The organism is Corynebacterium vitaeruminis (assembly GCF_001054325.1).
Lineage (GTDB): Bacteria > Actinomycetota > Actinomycetes > Mycobacteriales > Mycobacteriaceae > Corynebacterium > Corynebacterium vitaeruminis_A.
This window is the reverse complement of the sequence record NZ_JVVM01000034.1, coordinates 1-14,313: the sequence shown is the minus strand read 5'-3', so window position 1 is coordinate 14,313 and position 14,313 is coordinate 1. Positions and strand designations below refer to the sequence as shown.

The following is a 14,313-nucleotide window of genomic DNA, read 5'->3' as shown; positions in this document are numbered from 1 at the left end:
TTATTCCGAGCTCTTATTCCGAGCTGCCTTCCGGCTTGACCGTGGCGAGGAACTGGAAGGTCTCATCAAAAGCGCGTTTCAGGACCTCGGGCTCCGAGAGATACACGTCATGGAGGGCTCCCGGAATTGGAACATTGCGAGCCTGTGGACCTAGGTGGGCAGTGGCATCGGCAATCTGCTCAGTATTGAGGACCGAGTCAACGCGGCTGAGTTCCGGGGTGTAGTCGGAGCCGAGAAGGTAGTTGTCCGAGTGAAGGACGAGCGTCGGCACACCGGTGTCGATACCGCGGCTGACACGCTGCTGGGCGACGATGATGGCGTTGAGCCATCGCCAGTTCTTGTCATGTCCAGCCAGCGGCTTGAAGGTACGGTTATACTCCCAGCGCCCCTCGTGGTCGACGCTAATCGACTTGCCATAGCCGCCCGAAGACTGCACCGGAATGAGACTGTTTGGGCGCAGTCGCGACATAACGCGAGTCACCAGCGAGTACACGGGAGCCTTTGCGCGGGAAACGTGCAGAGTCAGCCACGGTGAGTTCAAGACAGCGGACGTGACGGAAATATTAGGTGCCTGCGGGCAATGGCCGCCCAGACTGCGTAGCCAGTCGAGCCACAGGACTGCAATGAGGCCGCCCGTGGAGTGCGCATTAACAGTGACAGTCTTATGGTCGGCGTGGTCTAGCACCGCGAGTGCGCCATTGAGGTCTTCGAAGTAATGCGTTAGATCGCTGCAACCATGCCAAGTCTGTCCCGGCTGGTGAGCGCGCCCGCACTTACGTAAGTCAATGGCGTAAAACGCGTACCCTTCGGAGTGGTAACGCTCTGCCACGTGCTTTTGGAAGAAGTAGTCCGACATCCCGTGGATCCAAAGAACTGCCGGACGCGCTTGGAAGTCGCTTGCCGACGAATCGGGGCAGTATCGTACCAAAACCGCGCGTACTGACCCCTCGCCGTCGGGGTCCTGGCCGAGTTCGATGACATGTTGGCTGTAGCCATCGCCTAGGTTATCGGGGTTAAAGGCGGGGGTAGTGAAATCGGGAATATCGGTAGTCACAGGGTCAAGCCTAGCGCCGATTACCGGGGGTAGTGTGAATGTGTGACACAATAGATTATGGACTGAGACGGCAGCTCTCTTTTGCGTCTTTAGTTGTGTGTGCGCGCATGTGAGCGAGCGCTAGTTTGAATCACTAATCAAGTTAGTAAGGATGTTGACAGCAAAATGGCTGATAACAAGCTTCCTGCCTCCAGTGGCGACGAGGTAGATGTCGTCCTCATCGGTGCAGGTGTAATGAGTGCGACGCTGGGTGTGCTGCTCAAGGAGCTCGAGCCATCCTGGTCACAGGTCCTGTTCGAGCGTCTCGATCAGCCCGCCAAGGAGTCTTCCTCCCCGTGGAACAACGCCGGTACGGGCCACTCTGCTCTGTGTGAGCTGAACTACACGCCGGAGAAGAACGGCAAGGTCGACGTCACCAAGGCTAAGACCATTAACGAGCAGTTCCAGGTTTCCCGTCAGCTGTGGACCTCGCTGATTGAAAACGGCACCCTGACTGACCCGAAGGAGTTCATCAACCCGGTTGACCACACCACCTTCGCTCAGGGGCCGGAGCAGATGGCGTTCATGCGTCGTCGCTACGAGGCACTTGAGAAGGAGCCGTTGTTCCACGGTCAGGAGCTCATCGAGGATCCGGATCGTTTCGCAGAATACCTTCCGCTGATGTCGGAGGGGCGTGACTTCTCCAAGCCGGTCTCTGCTATTCGTAACCCGAATGGTACGGACGTTAACTTCGGTGCACTGACTAAGCAGTACCTGGCCGCTCTGTCGGACATGGGCACCGAAATTCGCTACGGCCACGAGGTCACCGGTCTGAAGCGCGACGGTTCCAAGTGGATTGTTACCGTGAAGAACCTGCACACCAAGGACGTTCGCACCCTGGTTGCTAACTTCGTCTTCGTCGGTGCCGGCGGTGACGCACTGCCGCTGCTGCAGAAGGCTCGTATTAATGAGATCCGTGGTTTCGGTGGCTTCCCGGTCTCCGGACAGTGGCTGCGCTGCACCAATGAGGACGTTATTGCTCAGCATGACGCCAAGGTTTACGGTAAGGCTTCCGTCGGCACGCCGCCGATGTCGGTTCCACACCTGGACACCCGTGTTATCGACGGCAAGCGTGGCCTGCTGTTTGGTCCGTACGCCGGTTGGAACATGAAGTTCCTGAAGAACGGTAACAACCTGGACCTGATTAAGTCTCTGCGTCCGGCCAACCTGCCGTCCATGATGGGCGTTGGTGTTCAGGAAATGGGCCTGACCAAGTACCTGATTACTGAGGTTCTGAAGGACTTCGACGCTCGTATCGAGTCCCTGCGTGAGTACGTCCCGAACGCTCGCCCAGAGGACTGGGAGCTGATTGTCGCTGGTCAGCGCGTTCAGGTCATTAAGCCGATGAAGGCTCCGGTCTTCGGTACCCTCGAGTTCGGTACTGCGGTCATTAACTCTTGGGACGGCACCATCGCCGGCCTGATGGGTGCATCCCCGGGTGCTTCCATCGCTCCGGCTGTGATGATTAGCCTGATTGAGCGCTGCTTCGGTCGCCACATGGGCAAGTGGGCTCCAAAGCTCAAGGAGCTCGTCCCGTCCTACGGCACCCACCTGGCTGATGACCCGGCTCTGTTCAAGGAGGTCTGGGAAGCCTCCCAGAAGACCCTGAAGCTGGAGCGCTAATAACTCGCTGAAGAGCTTCAAAGAGTTCAATTAAGCCAACATTTTCTACCCCGCCGTGAGCCATTCGCTCGCAGTGGGGTAGAACTGTGTTTATGGAAAAAATCACGTCAGCTACCACTGCACAGACAGAGCCCACTTTTCCCTTTACTGCGATTGTCGGGCAGCAGCGACTACAGCTTGCGTTGATTCTGACCGCCCTATCCCCGGAGATAGGTGGCGTGGTCATCCGAGGTGAGAAGGGCACAGCCAAGACCACTACCGTCCGCGCATTGGCGCCATTTCTCAGCGGATCGTTGGTAAACCTGCCACTCGGCGCTACGGAGGATCGAGTCGTAGGCTCTATCGACGTGGAGACTGTGCTAACCACCGGACACGCACGGTTCAATCCGGGGCTACTCAGCGCTGCTGATGGCGGCATTCTCTACGTCGACGAGATTAACCTGTTGCCGGACCACCTCGTTGACTCCGTTCTGGATGCTGCAGCCACCGGACGTGTGGTTGTTGAACGTGATGGCATCTCGCACTCCGCCACCTCCAGGTTCGTGTTGGTGGGCACGATGAACCCGGAAGAGGGTGAATTGCGTCCCCAACTTCTCGACCGCTTCGGTCTCGCCATCGACGTCACCGCCTCCAAGGATCCGGCCGTCCGCGCGGAGATCGTCGCCCGTCGACTCGACTTTGACGCCGACCCGGAGAACTTCGTCACGCGCTTCGCCGCCGACGACGATGCGCTGTACGCTCGCATCGATCGCGCACGCACACTGCTTGACGACGTCGAATTGACTCCCAACATTCTTGGTCAAATTGCAACCGTATGTGCTGCTTTTGATGTGGACGGGATGCGTGCCGACATCGTCATTGCACGTACCGCCCGCGCTCACGCTGCATGGCGAGTAGCTGGGGACGAATCAGCGCAGCCACAACCGGGTAAGCCAATTGAGATCACTGCGGAAGACATCAGGGTAGCTGCAGAAATGGCACTGCCGCACCGTCGTCGCCGTGACCCCTTTGATGAACCAGGATTGGATCAGAAGCAGCTCGACGATGCTCTTGAGGATGCGGAAGAGCAGTTCCGAGATGACCAGAATCAGCCAGATTCGGGTCCGGAGACCTTAGACCAGCCCGAAGCCAAACCTGAGCAGCCCTCGGAGTTCGACGCCAATTCCGAGCCGCAGGAGCCACAGCAGCCGAACTCCGCCGGAACGAAGGGAGGTCGCGCCGCTGAAGGCGCCCCCTTTCGCCGTTCGTAAAATCAGTGTCGACGGCGTCGGCCAAGGAGATTCCGGCCGTCGCTCTAAGGCCATTGGCCCCCGGGGCAGCACCATTGGCGCCGAACGTGGCGGTCATGGTCTCCACGTGCCGGCGACAGTGCTGGCCGCGGCCAATCGTGGTGCCCGCATGGGCACCTCCATGATCCCTCTGGAACCGGAAGACGTTCACGGTGCCATCCGACAGGGAACTGAGTCCAATCTGGTCGTCTTCGTTGTGGACACCTCGGGGTCTATGGCCGCGCGCGACCGTCTGGCAGCCGTCACCGGCGCCGTCACTTCGCTGCTGCGTGATGCCTACCAAAGCCGTGACAAAGTCGCCGTTATTACTTTCCGAGGCAACAGTGCCGAATTGGTTTTACCACCGACCAAGTCCATTGATACCGCGGTGCGTCGTCTCGCAGACGTCCGTACTGGTGGCCGAACCCCATTGGCCGAAGGACTGTTGAAGGCGCACGAAGTGGTGGTGCGGGAAGCGCACCGGGAGCCCACGCGCCGCGCAATCATGGTGCTGCTCTCCGATGGCCGTGCAACCGGTAAGAATGGCCTGGAGCAGGCGCGGGCTGTGGCCGCAAAGATTCGTCGTCAAGCGTTGGCGGCGACGGTGGTTATCGACTGCGAACGCTCTCGCGTGCGACTGGGGCTAGCACGGGAACTCAGTGTCGAATTAGGGGCGACCTGCATAAACCTTTCCGAGCTTAATGCCGAGGCCGTGGCGGGCGTAGTCCATGCCTATCATCGAGACCATGGCACAAGGAAAGCTTGACCCCAAATCAATTCCCAACGACGGGCTGACCACCAGGCAGCGTCGCATGATTCCGATTACTGCCGTGCATACCGGCCCAGGTAAGGGTAAGTCCACGGCGGCATTCGGGATGGCGATGCGCGCGTGGAATCAGGGGATGAACATTGGTGTCTTCCAGTTTGTGAAGTCGGCAAAGTGGAAGGTTGGCGAGGAAGCTGTCATGCGTCGGTTGGGCACGCTTCACGACGAAACGGGAGAGGGCGGCCCGGTCGAATGGCACAAGATGGGCGAAGGCTGGTCCTGGTCGCGCAAGCAGGGCACCGAGGAGGACCACGCCGCAGCTGCTGCAGAAGGATGGCAGGAGATCAAGCGGCGCCTCGAAAATGAGGTGCACGACTTCTACGTCCTCGACGAGTTCACCTACCCAATCAAGTGGGGTTGGATTGATGTCGACGATGTGGTGGAAACATTGAAGAACCGTCCTGGGCGCCAGCATGTGGTGATGACTGGCCGTGATGCGGATCCGAAGCTCGTGGAGGTCGCGGATCTGGTGACTGAGATGACCAAGATTAAGCACCCGATGGATGTCGGACGTAAGGGACAAAAGGGCATCGAGTGGTAGCACCTGGAATTGTCATTGCGGCGACGGCTTCGGGCACGGGCAAGACCACAATTTCCACTGGTCTTATGCGTGCACTGTCGCGCCGCCACGCGGTGGCGCCATTCAAAGTCGGGCCGGATTATATCGATCCTGGCTATCACGGGGTAGCGGCTGGTCGCCCCGGCCGAAATCTGGATTCCTTCATGTGCGCCCCTGAGATGATCGGGCCGCTCTACGCACACGGAGCTGCCGATAGCGATATTGCTGTGGTCGAAGGCGTCATGGGGCTTTTCGACGGCCGAATTGGTGACGATCCGCTGTCGGTGGAGGGGTCGACGGCTGAGATTGCTTCGCTGTTGGGGCTGCCGGTGGTGTTGGTTATCGATGCCCGGCACATGTCGCAGTCGGCGGCGGCCGTCGTTCACGGGTTTTCCACGCTACGTACTGATGTCCGCGTCAGCGGTGTGATTATTAATCAGGTGGGCAGCCCGCGGCATGCGGACATCATTACCCGTTCTGTGGAGGCCATGGGTATCGAAGTGCTCGGTGCTATTCCGCGAGTGACTGATATCGAGGTTCCCAGCAGGCATTTAGGCCTGGTCACTGCAGTCGAGCAAGGCGAGCAGCTAGAAGCGGTCATCGAATCGATGGCCAACTTGGTGGAGACTTACATCGACATCGACCGGCTTGTCCAGCTTGCGCGGCAGCCTTATCCAGCTGAACCCTGGACGCCAGCGCAGTTCGTTGAATCGCTGGCTACTAAGCGCAGCGTGCGTGTAGCGGTCGCCGCGGGACCTGCGTTCTCGTTTACCTATGCAGAGCACCGTGAGCTATTGCAGGCCGCTGGCGCCGAAGTCGTGGACTTTGACCCGCTGGTTGACGAGCTGCCGGAAGCCGAAGGCTACATCGTGCCCGGTGGTTTCCCGGAAGAGCATGCTGATGCGCTGTCTGTTCGCGATGACATTCGCCGGGATCTACGGCAGGCCGCCGACGATGGCGCACTGATTCACGGCGAGTGTGCGGGGCTGCTCTGGCTGCTTGAAGATCTCGGTGGGCGCCGCATGTGTGGGATCATCCCGGGGCGCGCGAACATGGCGCGACTGAAGTTGGGTTACCGGGAGGCTGTTGCGCTGACTGATTCTGTCCTGTGCCCGACAGGGACGCGGATGCGCGGGCACGAGTTCCACAAGACAGCGCTCACCGATGACACCGCAAGGGCTGCTGCGGCGGACGGGTGGCAGCCTGCCTGGGGTTGGCGCGGATATCACGGTGAGACCGTCCGTGACGGCTTCGTTTCCAAGTCTGGGCGTATTCACGCAGGCTACCTGCATGTTCATCCGGCGGGTGCGCCGGGCAACGTCAGTCGCTTCGTCGCCTCGTGCGCCGGGTAAAGTATTAGCTATGAGTTTGCTTCTCAAAGACTACGGTGTGTTGGTGATTGGCGGTTCCACGGCTGCAGAGCGCGTGATTCCTCGGCTGTTGGACTCTGGCGCTGACGTCACTGTGTGTGAGGGCGGGGAAGTAACAACTGCCATTGAAGCCTGGGCTGCAGACGGCCGCATTACTTTGAGTCGCACCGGTTTTACCGAGGCGATGAGCTGGGGCAAGGCTCTCATGGTCTGCTGTGACGAGTCGCTGCTGCGGGAGGTGACACTCGAGGGGCACCGCCGGGGCATCCTCGTCGATGATGAAACCGGGTCTTCCAGCCCTCTGACTCCTGTGGCGCTAACTGGTCGTCGCGCGTCTCGCGCTGGTGACCTGGCAGGTCAGGTCGCACTCGTAGGTGGTGGCCCGGGCGATCCCGGCCTGATTACCGTTGAGGGGCGTCGCCTGCTCCGGCTTGCCGACGTCGTCGTGGCCGACCACCTCGGCCCACTGTCGCTGCTCGGCGACTTGGAACCGGATGTGGAGATTATTGATGCGGGCAAATTGCCTTACGGCCGCGCGATGGCTCAGGAGCGCATCAATGAACTGCTAGTTCATCGTGCTCGTTCAGGCTACTTTGTGGTTCGGCTCAAGGGCGGTGACCCGTACATCTTCGGCCGCGGTTTTGAAGAGCTTCAAGAGCTGCAAAAGGCGGCCGTGCCGGTGCGCGTCGTACCAGGTATCACCTCGGCACTTTCGGTGCCGGGGACGATTGGCATCCCGGTGACCATGCGTGGGGTCAACCACGAGTTCACTGTTGTCTCCGGCCACGTCCCCCCAGGGCACAAGACCTCCCTGGTCAACTGGGACGCTTTGGGGCGTATGCACGGCACCATTGCCATCATCATGGGTGTGAAGAACGGCCCCAAGATTGCCGAGGCTCTAATGAATGCCGGCCGTAGCCCCAAGACCCCGGCCGCGGTCATCCAGGACGGCACGCTGCCGAATCAGCGGTCGCTGCGCTGCACGCTCGGTGAACTGGGGGAAAAGATGGTCGAAGAAGGAATCAAGCCCCCGGCCGTCATCGTTATCGGTGAGGTCGCTGGCCTGGATGAGGGCGATGAGTAAGAACAGCGAACCGAGTAAGAACAATAAGTCGAACAAGCAGAATCCGAAACAGCAAAAGGCGGGACTGATTACCCGCCTGCTTGCCGACGAACAGCTGCGTAGTGCCATTTGGTTGGGCGCGGCGACCTTCCTGGTGTTCTACCTCGGGGCTATGATTATCTTCCGCCTGCTGCTCCTCGGCGGAGAGGGCTCGCGCTACGACAGCATTTTCATCGCTGTGATTGCTCTGATCGCCGCCATTGTGGCAGGCCGTAAGCGCTACAACAACGACATTTAGTTTTCCGGGACGCGGAAGATGAGGGTGCCGTCGTCAAGCGAGACGTCATGCCCTGCGGCGCGGGCGATATCGACGGCTTCTGTGGGGGAGGTCGGCGCGGTGTCGGCCAGGGCGATGGTGCGTGCGAACAGCCCTTTGTAGTGCTTGTTGAAGTGGCTGACGACTTTACCCTCGGCGGTGATCACGGTCATGGTCGTCGCGCCTTTGACTTTGCCCAAATTGGCGTAGGTGCCGGAACGAAGGTCGATGAGGAAGTCGATGTCATTGAGCACATCGGTGATTGCAGTGCCCCAACGGCGCTTCATCGTCGGGGCTGCGTCGGCGGGGTGATCTGCGAAGGGGAGTTTCACCGTGCCGGAGAGACGATAGTGGGGGATGAGGTCCTCGCCACCGATGACGCCGAAGAGCGCTGATCCGACTGCGAGTCGAGCACGGCCGGCCTCCGGTAGGTCAGCGGGGGAGAGCGCGTCGTAAAGCACTCCGGTATAACGTTCGAGAGCCGGCATGGTCGGGGACGCCAAGAGAGCGGCGTTGGCCGTGACTTCGTCAGCAAGACGCGGCCCCAGCTTCAGCGTTTCCATCGCGGCATCCCGGTCTGCGCTGAGGGCTACGAGGTCGGTTGCAATGCGCTCCCGGATGGGGTTGAGGGAACTGAAACTTAGCGAGGAAAAGTCCACTGCTGGATGGCTTCCACCAGTGGATTTGGTCTCAGATGGGGGTAGGACTACGAGCATGCGGACCATACTAATGCCCCGCATGTTGCGAAGAATGATCGACGGGTAAAATCAGCATTCATGATTACGCGAATGTCCCAGCTGTTCCTGCGCACCCTGCGTGAGGATCCCGCTGACGCCGAGGTCCCTAGCCACAAGCTGCTCGTCCGTGCCGGCTATATCCGGCGAACCGCCCCCGGTGTGTATTCCTGGCTGCCACTGGGCCTGAAGGTTCTGCGCAACGTCGAAAAGGTTGTACGCGAAGAGATGGAAGGCATCGGCGCACAGGAGCTCGCATTCCCAGCACTGCTGCCGCGTGAACCGTACGAGGCGACAAACCGGTGGACCGAGTATGGCCCCGAGCTGTTCCGCCTGAAGGATCGCAAGGGCGCGGACTACCTGCTGGGTCCGACGCACGAAGAGATGTTCGCGCTGGCCGTCAAGGATCTTTTCAGCTCCTACAAGGACTTCCCGACGACGCTGTTCCAGATTCAGACCAAGTACCGCGATGAGGCTCGTCCGCGCGCAGGTATTCTGCGTGGCCGCGAGTTCGTGATGAAGGATTCCTACTCCTTCGACATGGATGACGAGGGGCTGGAGAATTCCTATCTGCAGCATCGCGGTGCTTACCAGCGCATTTTTGACCGCCTGGGCATTAAGTACGAAATCTGTCACGCCACCTCCGGTGCGATGGGGGGTTCGGCCTCTGAGGAGTTCCTGGCTATCAGTGAAAACGGTGAGGACTCCTTCGTGGTCTCCACCGATGGCGAGTACGCCGCCAACGTTGAAGCCGTGCAGATTCCGGCCGTTGAACCGCAGCCGATTGAGGGACAGCCGGAGGCGAGAGTTTACGAATCGCCGAACTGCACCACCATCGCAGCACTTGTTGATTGGGCCAACGGTGCGGAGCTCGGCCGTGAGGTCACCGCTGCCGATACTTTGAAGTGTGTTCTCGTTGCTGTCGACCCGAAAAAGGTCGACAAGGAGGGTAACGCGCTGCCGGAGCAGCTCACCGCAATCTTGGTTCCCGGTGACCGCGAGGTCGATGAAAAGCGTCTCGAGGTTGCATTCGAACCGGGTGAGGTGCGTTTGCTGGATGAAAAGGATTTCGCAGCCAATGACTTCCTGGTCAAGGGCTACGTCGGCCCGCAGGGGCTCGCCGATTACGGTGTGAAGGTCCTAGCCGACCCACGCGTGGCGGAGGGCACGAATTGGATTGCGGGCGCCAACGAGGCTGGCAAGCACATCATCGGTGTGGTTGCCGGTCGTGATTTCCAGATTGACGGCATCTGCGATGTCGCAGAGGTTCGTGACGGCGATCCGGCTCCGGAGGGACACGGCACGCTGAAGATTGAGCGCGGCATTGAGATCGGCCACATCTTCCAGCTGGGCCGCAAGTACACTAACGCTTTTGAGATTGACATTCTCGATGTCAACGGCAAGCGCGCCCGCCCAACCATGGGTTCCTACGGCATTGGCGTGTCCCGACTTGTGGCTGTTCTCGCAGAGCAGCAGCTTGATGACAAGGGCCTAAAGTGGCCGGTCGCCGCAGCTCCGTACAAGGTTCACATCGCAGTGGCCGGTAAGAATGCCGAGGCTGCTGAGGCGGCAGAGCAGCTGGCGGAAGACCTCAGCCAGCAGGGTATTGAGGTGCTTTTCGACGATCGCCCGAAGGTCAGCCCCGGTGTGAAGTTCAAGGATGCCGAGTTGCTCGGGATGCCATTCGTGGTTATCTTTGGCCGCGGCTACGCCGACGGCAAGGTGGAGCTGCGCAACCGTCTGACCAACGAAACAGGCGAGGTCGCAGCAGACGGGATCGCGGCTCACGTCGCGGGACTGGTCCGCAAGGCCTAGAGCCCGGGCAACGGCTCCAAGTTGTTGCCACCCAGCGCTGCCGCTCCGGCGGCAGCCACGCCCGCTGCCTGCAACGCGAACATACGCATCCGAGGGTTATTGGCAGCGAGCAATACGTCTTCCCACGCCTGGGCGCAATAGCGCTCCAACGCAATCATGTAATCGACGGGTGCGGTGTCCGGCGAGGACGCGTCTTCTGGCATGTAGCCTGCGGCGCTTTCGGGCACCTCTGCGTCGGCATCCTCCAAAACAATTCGGGTGCGATCGCGCAAAATACGGTGGCGCTCGCCACGGGCCAAAAGCGCGGCAGTGGTATCGCCTCCGACGCGCGGTGCGGCAACACCGACACCGTAGATCATCATGTACTCAGCCTGCAGTGCTGTGGCCACCTGTTCTTCGGCACCCGAGATTTCATCCCTGTCACTGGGAACCGTGGGGATGAGCTCTTCCCACTCGGCGCCTGCAGTGCGCAGAGCGAGGACCAAACCGCCATCGACAGCCGTACCAAGGCGCGCAGCGTGCCTCTCCCGCAGTGCCGTGCGTGAATCCAGAGCCTTCGTCAGTACTGGATTATTTCGCGAGTCCGTGAGCAGTAACTTCGCATCGGCACCGGCAGCCAGGGATCCTGGGACTGCGACGTCCGAGCCGCATTCATCGACAGGTTTACCGTCCTTGCGGGTACCGCAGGCGCGTGTGATTTCCTTATCCAGTTCGGTGACCTGCGCGGAGCGCACGGCTGCGAGGGCAGGATTGCCGTCGATAAGCAAATGTGCATCGCGCGCCGCCAGCGCGTGGAGAACCTCAATGGCGTAATCCGGGCGTGGTGCCACCAGCTGCGAGCACGCGGAGAGCGCAGGAAGTGATCCCACGGAGAGAGCGGCAGTGAGGAAACCACGGCGAGAGAACGTACGAGGGCGGCGCGATGCGAAAGCAAAACTGGGGTAGGGAGGCTCAACAATCACCTCACTATGGTGCCACGGCGGGCGGCAATTTGTATCAATGTGGTGCGAGGAACGCGCCCAGGTGCGCAATTCGTAGTGCTTGACCTGTAGACTCTACGACTATGGCGATACCCGCACCCGAGAAAATTGAACAATTTGTGAGCCCTGTGCTCGCACAAATCGGCCTGGACGTAGAAGATGTCAAGGTCGTCCGCGCTGGCGCAAAGTCTCAGGTCATTGTGTTGGTTGACGCAGATCAGCGTCCTGACCTCGATGTTCTAGAGCAGGCCACGCATGAAGTATCTTCGGCTCTGGATGCCGCTGAGGCACGTGGTGACGCCGACTTCGGCGCACAGGGCTACACCTTGGAAGTTTCCACGCCTGGCATTGACGCACCGCTGACCCAGCCTCGGCATTGGCGCCGTAACCGTGGTCGTATCGCGGAGATTTCGCTTGCCGACGGTTCCGCGATCGCAGCCCGCATTGGTGCACTGTCACCGGATGAAGAGTCCGTCATTCTCGTTACCTCTAAGGGACCGAAGGGACGTTTGAAGGCGGTTGGCCAGTGCGTCCAATTAACCAATGTGTCTCGTGCAGTGGTACAAGTTGAATTCTCTAATCCGCCCGCAGCCGAGAAAGACTTTGCGGAACTAGACTATGACGATGCCTTGACCAGGCTGGAGGATAACAAGTGAAGATTGAACTAGCTGCCCTGCGAACCTTGGAAAAGGAAAAGGGTATTCCTGTCGACGAAATGCTGGGACTGGTCGCCCGCGCATTGCGTGAAAGCTACCGTAATACCACCGCACCGGCTCAGTACGCGCGCGTCGAAATCGACCGTGAGACCGGTGACGTCATAGTCTTCGCCCAGGAGCGAGACGACGAGGGCAATCTCATCTCCGAATGGGACGACACTCCGGAGGACTTCGAGCGCACCGCTGCATTCGCTGTCCGTCAGACCATCCTTTCGCGTTTGCGTGATGCAGAGAGCGACAAGGTTCTCGACGAGTACGCCGACCTGTCTAACCAGGTCATCTCCGGTGTTGTCCAGCGCGATGTCTATGCCAATGAAAAGGGCATCGTGGTCGTACACATCGGTTCGGAAGCCAATGGTCGCGATGGAATTTTGATGCCGGCAGAGCAGCTGCCGGGTGAGGAGCTCAAGCACGGCGACCGCATTAAGTGCTACGTCGTCGGTGTGCATAAGACGCCGCGCGGTGTTGCGATTCACCTTTCGCGCACGCACCCGGAGCTCATTCGCAAGCTCTTCGAACTCGAAGTTCCGGAAGTTGCCGATGGGGCAGTAGAACTGATTTCCATCGCCCGCGAGGCGGGTCACCGCACCAAGGTAGCCGTGCGTCCGACAGTCAAGGGCCTCAACGCTAAGGGGGCCTGCATTGGTCCGCGGGGTCAGCGCGTGAGCTCGATTATGAACGAGCTCAAGGGAGAGAAAATCGACATTATCGACTACGACGACGACCCGGCGAAGTTCGTTGGCAATTCGCTGGCGCCGGCCAAGGTCGTAAGTGTAAAGGTTGTGGACATGGATGAGCGCCGTGCTCACGTTGTGGTTCCGGATTACCAACTCTCGCTTGCTATCGGCAAGGAGGGCCAGAACGCCCGTCTGGCGGCTCGTCTGACCGGCTGGCGGATCGACATCCACTCGGACGCGGAGTAGCCGCAGGAGTAAACGCAACGTCAGCGTCCTAAAAGTTGCGAAAAGGCGGGAAAGTGCCTAGGGGGTTGGCACTTTCCCGCCTTTTCGGGTTATGCTTGGAAGCGGCCAAACGACAAGGCGTGATTTTCTTATGCGAATTTTCGCGCTGATTTTCTGTGCAGGAAGGTGGGTGCGTCAGGAGTATGACGGCTTCGCGGGTGATAAACCCGAATTCGACAACTCATACACCTGGCCCCACACGCACCTGTATTGCAACTAAGCAGCGCCGCAATTGCTCGGAGCTGCTGCGCATTGTCGCCACCACCCGTCCAGACGGCTCCGTTGCGGTCATTGCTGATCCGCGTCGTCGGATGCAGGGACGGGGCGCATGGATTACCCCAACGCTAGAAGCTTGGGAGATCGCCGACAAGCGCCGCGCATTTGGCCGCGCACTGAAGGTATCTACGCAGGTAGATGCGTTTCCGGTTAAACAGTTTATCGCCACGCACTACGAAGCGGAGGCGGAGGATTCCATTTCCGTCGTCGATGTGCACGTCGATAAGCAGGGAGGCAGGAAAGATGACAACAGAAAGACCTGAACACTGATGAGCACACGATGAAGCATCAGCGATGAACGGCAATAGATAAGAGGGAGCCCTGCAGGCGCTCTCGGTGCGCGGACAAATCCGCCATCGGGCGCTGCTCGGCCCCCACTAGTGAGGAGAGCAGTGTCCGGAAAGCTACGTGTCCATGAGCTCGCAAAGCAGCTCGGGGTCACCAGCAAAGAACTACTCGCCGAGCTGAAGGCTCAGGGCGAGTTTGTTAAGACCGCTTCGTCGACGGTGGAACCACCCGTCGTCAGGAAGATGAAGAAGGTCTACGAAGAGAAGAACGCTGGCGCGGGTGCTGACGCATCTGCACAGGCGCCAGCGACTAAGGCTGCGCCTAAGCCAGCAGCTAAGCCGGGTGCCAAGCCAGCAGCTAAGCCGGGTGCCAAGCCCGCTGCACCAGCGGCGGCTAAGCCGGGTGCCAAGCCAGCAGCTAAGCC

General features: G+C 59.9%; 15 protein-coding genes. 12 read left to right on the top strand and 3 right to left on the bottom strand.

All coding sequences use genetic code 11. The features are described from left to right. Positions 1 to 13 precede the first annotated feature (13 nt). Entirely contained in the window at positions 14 to 1,054 is a 1,041-nt protein-coding gene (locus tag ADA16_RS10410; RefSeq protein ID WP_048761814.1) for an alpha/beta hydrolase, read from the bottom strand. 165 nt (positions 1,055 to 1,219) lie between these two features. On the opposite strand from ADA16_RS10410, the gene mqo reads away from it, so the two are divergent. The 7 genes from mqo (at position 1,220) to ADA16_RS10375 (ending at position 8,100) form a co-directional block, all read left to right on the top strand. Next, on the top strand, positions 1,220 to 2,716 hold the full coding sequence (gene mqo / locus ADA16_RS10405) for a malate dehydrogenase (quinone) (protein ID WP_048761812.1): 1,497 nt from the start codon (positions 1,220 to 1,222) through the stop codon (positions 2,714 to 2,716). Positions 2,717 to 2,808: 92 nt separating this feature from the next. Beyond that, positions 2,809 to 3,966 (top strand): ATP-binding protein, encoded by a 1,158-nt coding sequence (locus ADA16_RS10400; RefSeq protein WP_048761809.1) that lies wholly within the window; start codon positions 2,809 to 2,811, stop codon positions 3,964 to 3,966. A gap of 106 nt (positions 3,967 to 4,072) precedes the next feature. Beyond that, on the top strand, positions 4,073 to 4,750 hold the full coding sequence (locus ADA16_RS10395) for a vWA domain-containing protein (RefSeq protein WP_239659447.1): 678 nt from the start codon (positions 4,073 to 4,075) through the stop codon (positions 4,748 to 4,750). After that, positions 4,731 to 5,351, top strand: coding sequence for a cob(I)yrinic acid a,c-diamide adenosyltransferase (gene cobO, locus ADA16_RS10390; protein WP_048761980.1), 621 nt, complete (start codon positions 4,731 to 4,733; stop codon positions 5,349 to 5,351). The genes ADA16_RS10395 and cobO overlap by 20 nt, the downstream gene beginning before the upstream one ends. After that, a complete protein-coding gene (locus tag ADA16_RS10385) occupies positions 5,345 to 6,721 on the top strand; it encodes a cobyrinate a,c-diamide synthase (protein ID WP_048761804.1) in 1,377 nt (458 codons plus the stop codon). The genes cobO and ADA16_RS10385 overlap by 7 nt, the downstream gene beginning before the upstream one ends. A 10-nt stretch (positions 6,722 to 6,731) precedes the next feature. After that, the gene (gene cobA / locus ADA16_RS10380; RefSeq protein ID WP_048761801.1) at positions 6,732 to 7,823 is read left to right on the top strand and encodes a uroporphyrinogen-III C-methyltransferase; all 1,092 of its coding nucleotides are present in this window, start codon (positions 6,732 to 6,734) and stop codon (positions 7,821 to 7,823) included. Then, complete coding sequence (locus tag ADA16_RS10375) at positions 7,816 to 8,100, top strand: hypothetical protein (RefSeq protein WP_239659446.1); 285 nt, start codon at positions 7,816 to 7,818, stop codon at positions 8,098 to 8,100. The genes cobA and ADA16_RS10375 overlap by 8 nt, the downstream gene beginning before the upstream one ends. Here the strand turns inward: ADA16_RS10375 and ADA16_RS10370 are convergent. Further along, entirely contained in the window at positions 8,097 to 8,834 is a 738-nt protein-coding gene (locus ADA16_RS10370; RefSeq protein WP_048761976.1) for a YaaA family protein, read from the bottom strand. The genes ADA16_RS10375 and ADA16_RS10370 overlap by 4 nt on opposite strands. Positions 8,835 to 8,894: 60 nt before the next feature. Here ADA16_RS10370 and ADA16_RS10365 point away from each other — a divergent pair, with 60 nt between their 5' ends. Beyond that, positions 8,895 to 10,667 (top strand): proline--tRNA ligase, encoded by a 1,773-nt coding sequence (locus ADA16_RS10365; RefSeq protein ID WP_048761795.1) that lies wholly within the window; start codon positions 8,895 to 8,897, stop codon positions 10,665 to 10,667. Here the strand turns inward: ADA16_RS10365 and ADA16_RS10360 are convergent. After that, a complete protein-coding gene (locus ADA16_RS10360) occupies positions 10,664 to 11,629 on the bottom strand; it encodes a DUF4439 domain-containing protein (protein ID WP_239659445.1) in 966 nt (321 codons plus the stop codon). The two genes, ADA16_RS10365 and ADA16_RS10360, sit on opposite strands and share 4 nt — an antisense overlap. Positions 11,630 to 11,730: 101 nt before the next feature. Between ADA16_RS10360 and rimP the strand changes: the two genes are divergently transcribed. From rimP to ADA16_RS10340, 4 genes are all read left to right on the top strand, one after another. Further along, positions 11,731 to 12,303, top strand: coding sequence for a ribosome maturation factor RimP (rimP, locus tag ADA16_RS10355; protein WP_048761789.1), 573 nt, complete (start codon positions 11,731 to 11,733; stop codon positions 12,301 to 12,303). Beyond that, a complete protein-coding gene (gene nusA / locus ADA16_RS10350) occupies positions 12,300 to 13,286 on the top strand; it encodes a transcription termination factor NusA (protein ID WP_048761785.1) in 987 nt (328 codons plus the stop codon). The genes rimP and nusA overlap by 4 nt, the downstream gene beginning before the upstream one ends. A gap of 182 nt (positions 13,287 to 13,468) precedes the next feature. Beyond that, complete coding sequence (locus ADA16_RS10345; RefSeq protein WP_048761782.1) at positions 13,469 to 13,864, top strand: YlxR family protein; 396 nt, start codon at positions 13,469 to 13,471, stop codon at positions 13,862 to 13,864. Positions 13,865 to 13,993: 129 nt separating this feature from the next. Continuing rightward, a partial coding sequence (locus ADA16_RS10340) for a translation initiation factor IF-2 N-terminal domain-containing protein (RefSeq protein ID WP_048761781.1) occupies positions 13,994 to 14,313 on the top strand: 320 nt, incomplete at its 3' end.

What these genes read in the sequence shown, in the direction of transcription:
- mqo (WP_048761812.1), top strand. Translation starts at nt 1,220, where the DNA reads ATGGCTGATAACAAGCTTCCTGCCTCCAGTGGCGACGAGGTAGATGTC.
- ADA16_RS10400 (WP_048761809.1), top strand. Translation starts at nt 2,809, where the DNA reads ATGGAAAAAATCACGTCAGCTACCACTGCACAGACAGAGCCCACTTTT.
- cobO (WP_048761980.1), top strand. Translation starts at nt 4,731, where the DNA reads ATGGCACAAGGAAAGCTTGACCCCAAATCAATTCCCAACGACGGGCTG.
- cobA (WP_048761801.1), top strand. Translation starts at nt 6,732, where the DNA reads ATGAGTTTGCTTCTCAAAGACTACGGTGTGTTGGTGATTGGCGGTTCC.
- ADA16_RS10375 (WP_239659446.1), top strand. Translation starts at nt 7,816, where the DNA reads ATGAGTAAGAACAGCGAACCGAGTAAGAACAATAAGTCGAACAAGCAG.
- ADA16_RS10370 (WP_048761976.1), bottom strand. Translation starts at nt 8,834, where the DNA reads ATGCTCGTAGTCCTACCCCCATCTGAGACCAAATCCACTGGTGGAAGC.
- ADA16_RS10365 (WP_048761795.1), top strand. Translation starts at nt 8,895, where the DNA reads ATGATTACGCGAATGTCCCAGCTGTTCCTGCGCACCCTGCGTGAGGAT.
- rimP (WP_048761789.1), top strand. Translation starts at nt 11,731, where the DNA reads ATGGCGATACCCGCACCCGAGAAAATTGAACAATTTGTGAGCCCTGTG.
- ADA16_RS10345 (WP_048761782.1), top strand. Translation starts at nt 13,469, where the DNA reads ATGACGGCTTCGCGGGTGATAAACCCGAATTCGACAACTCATACACCT.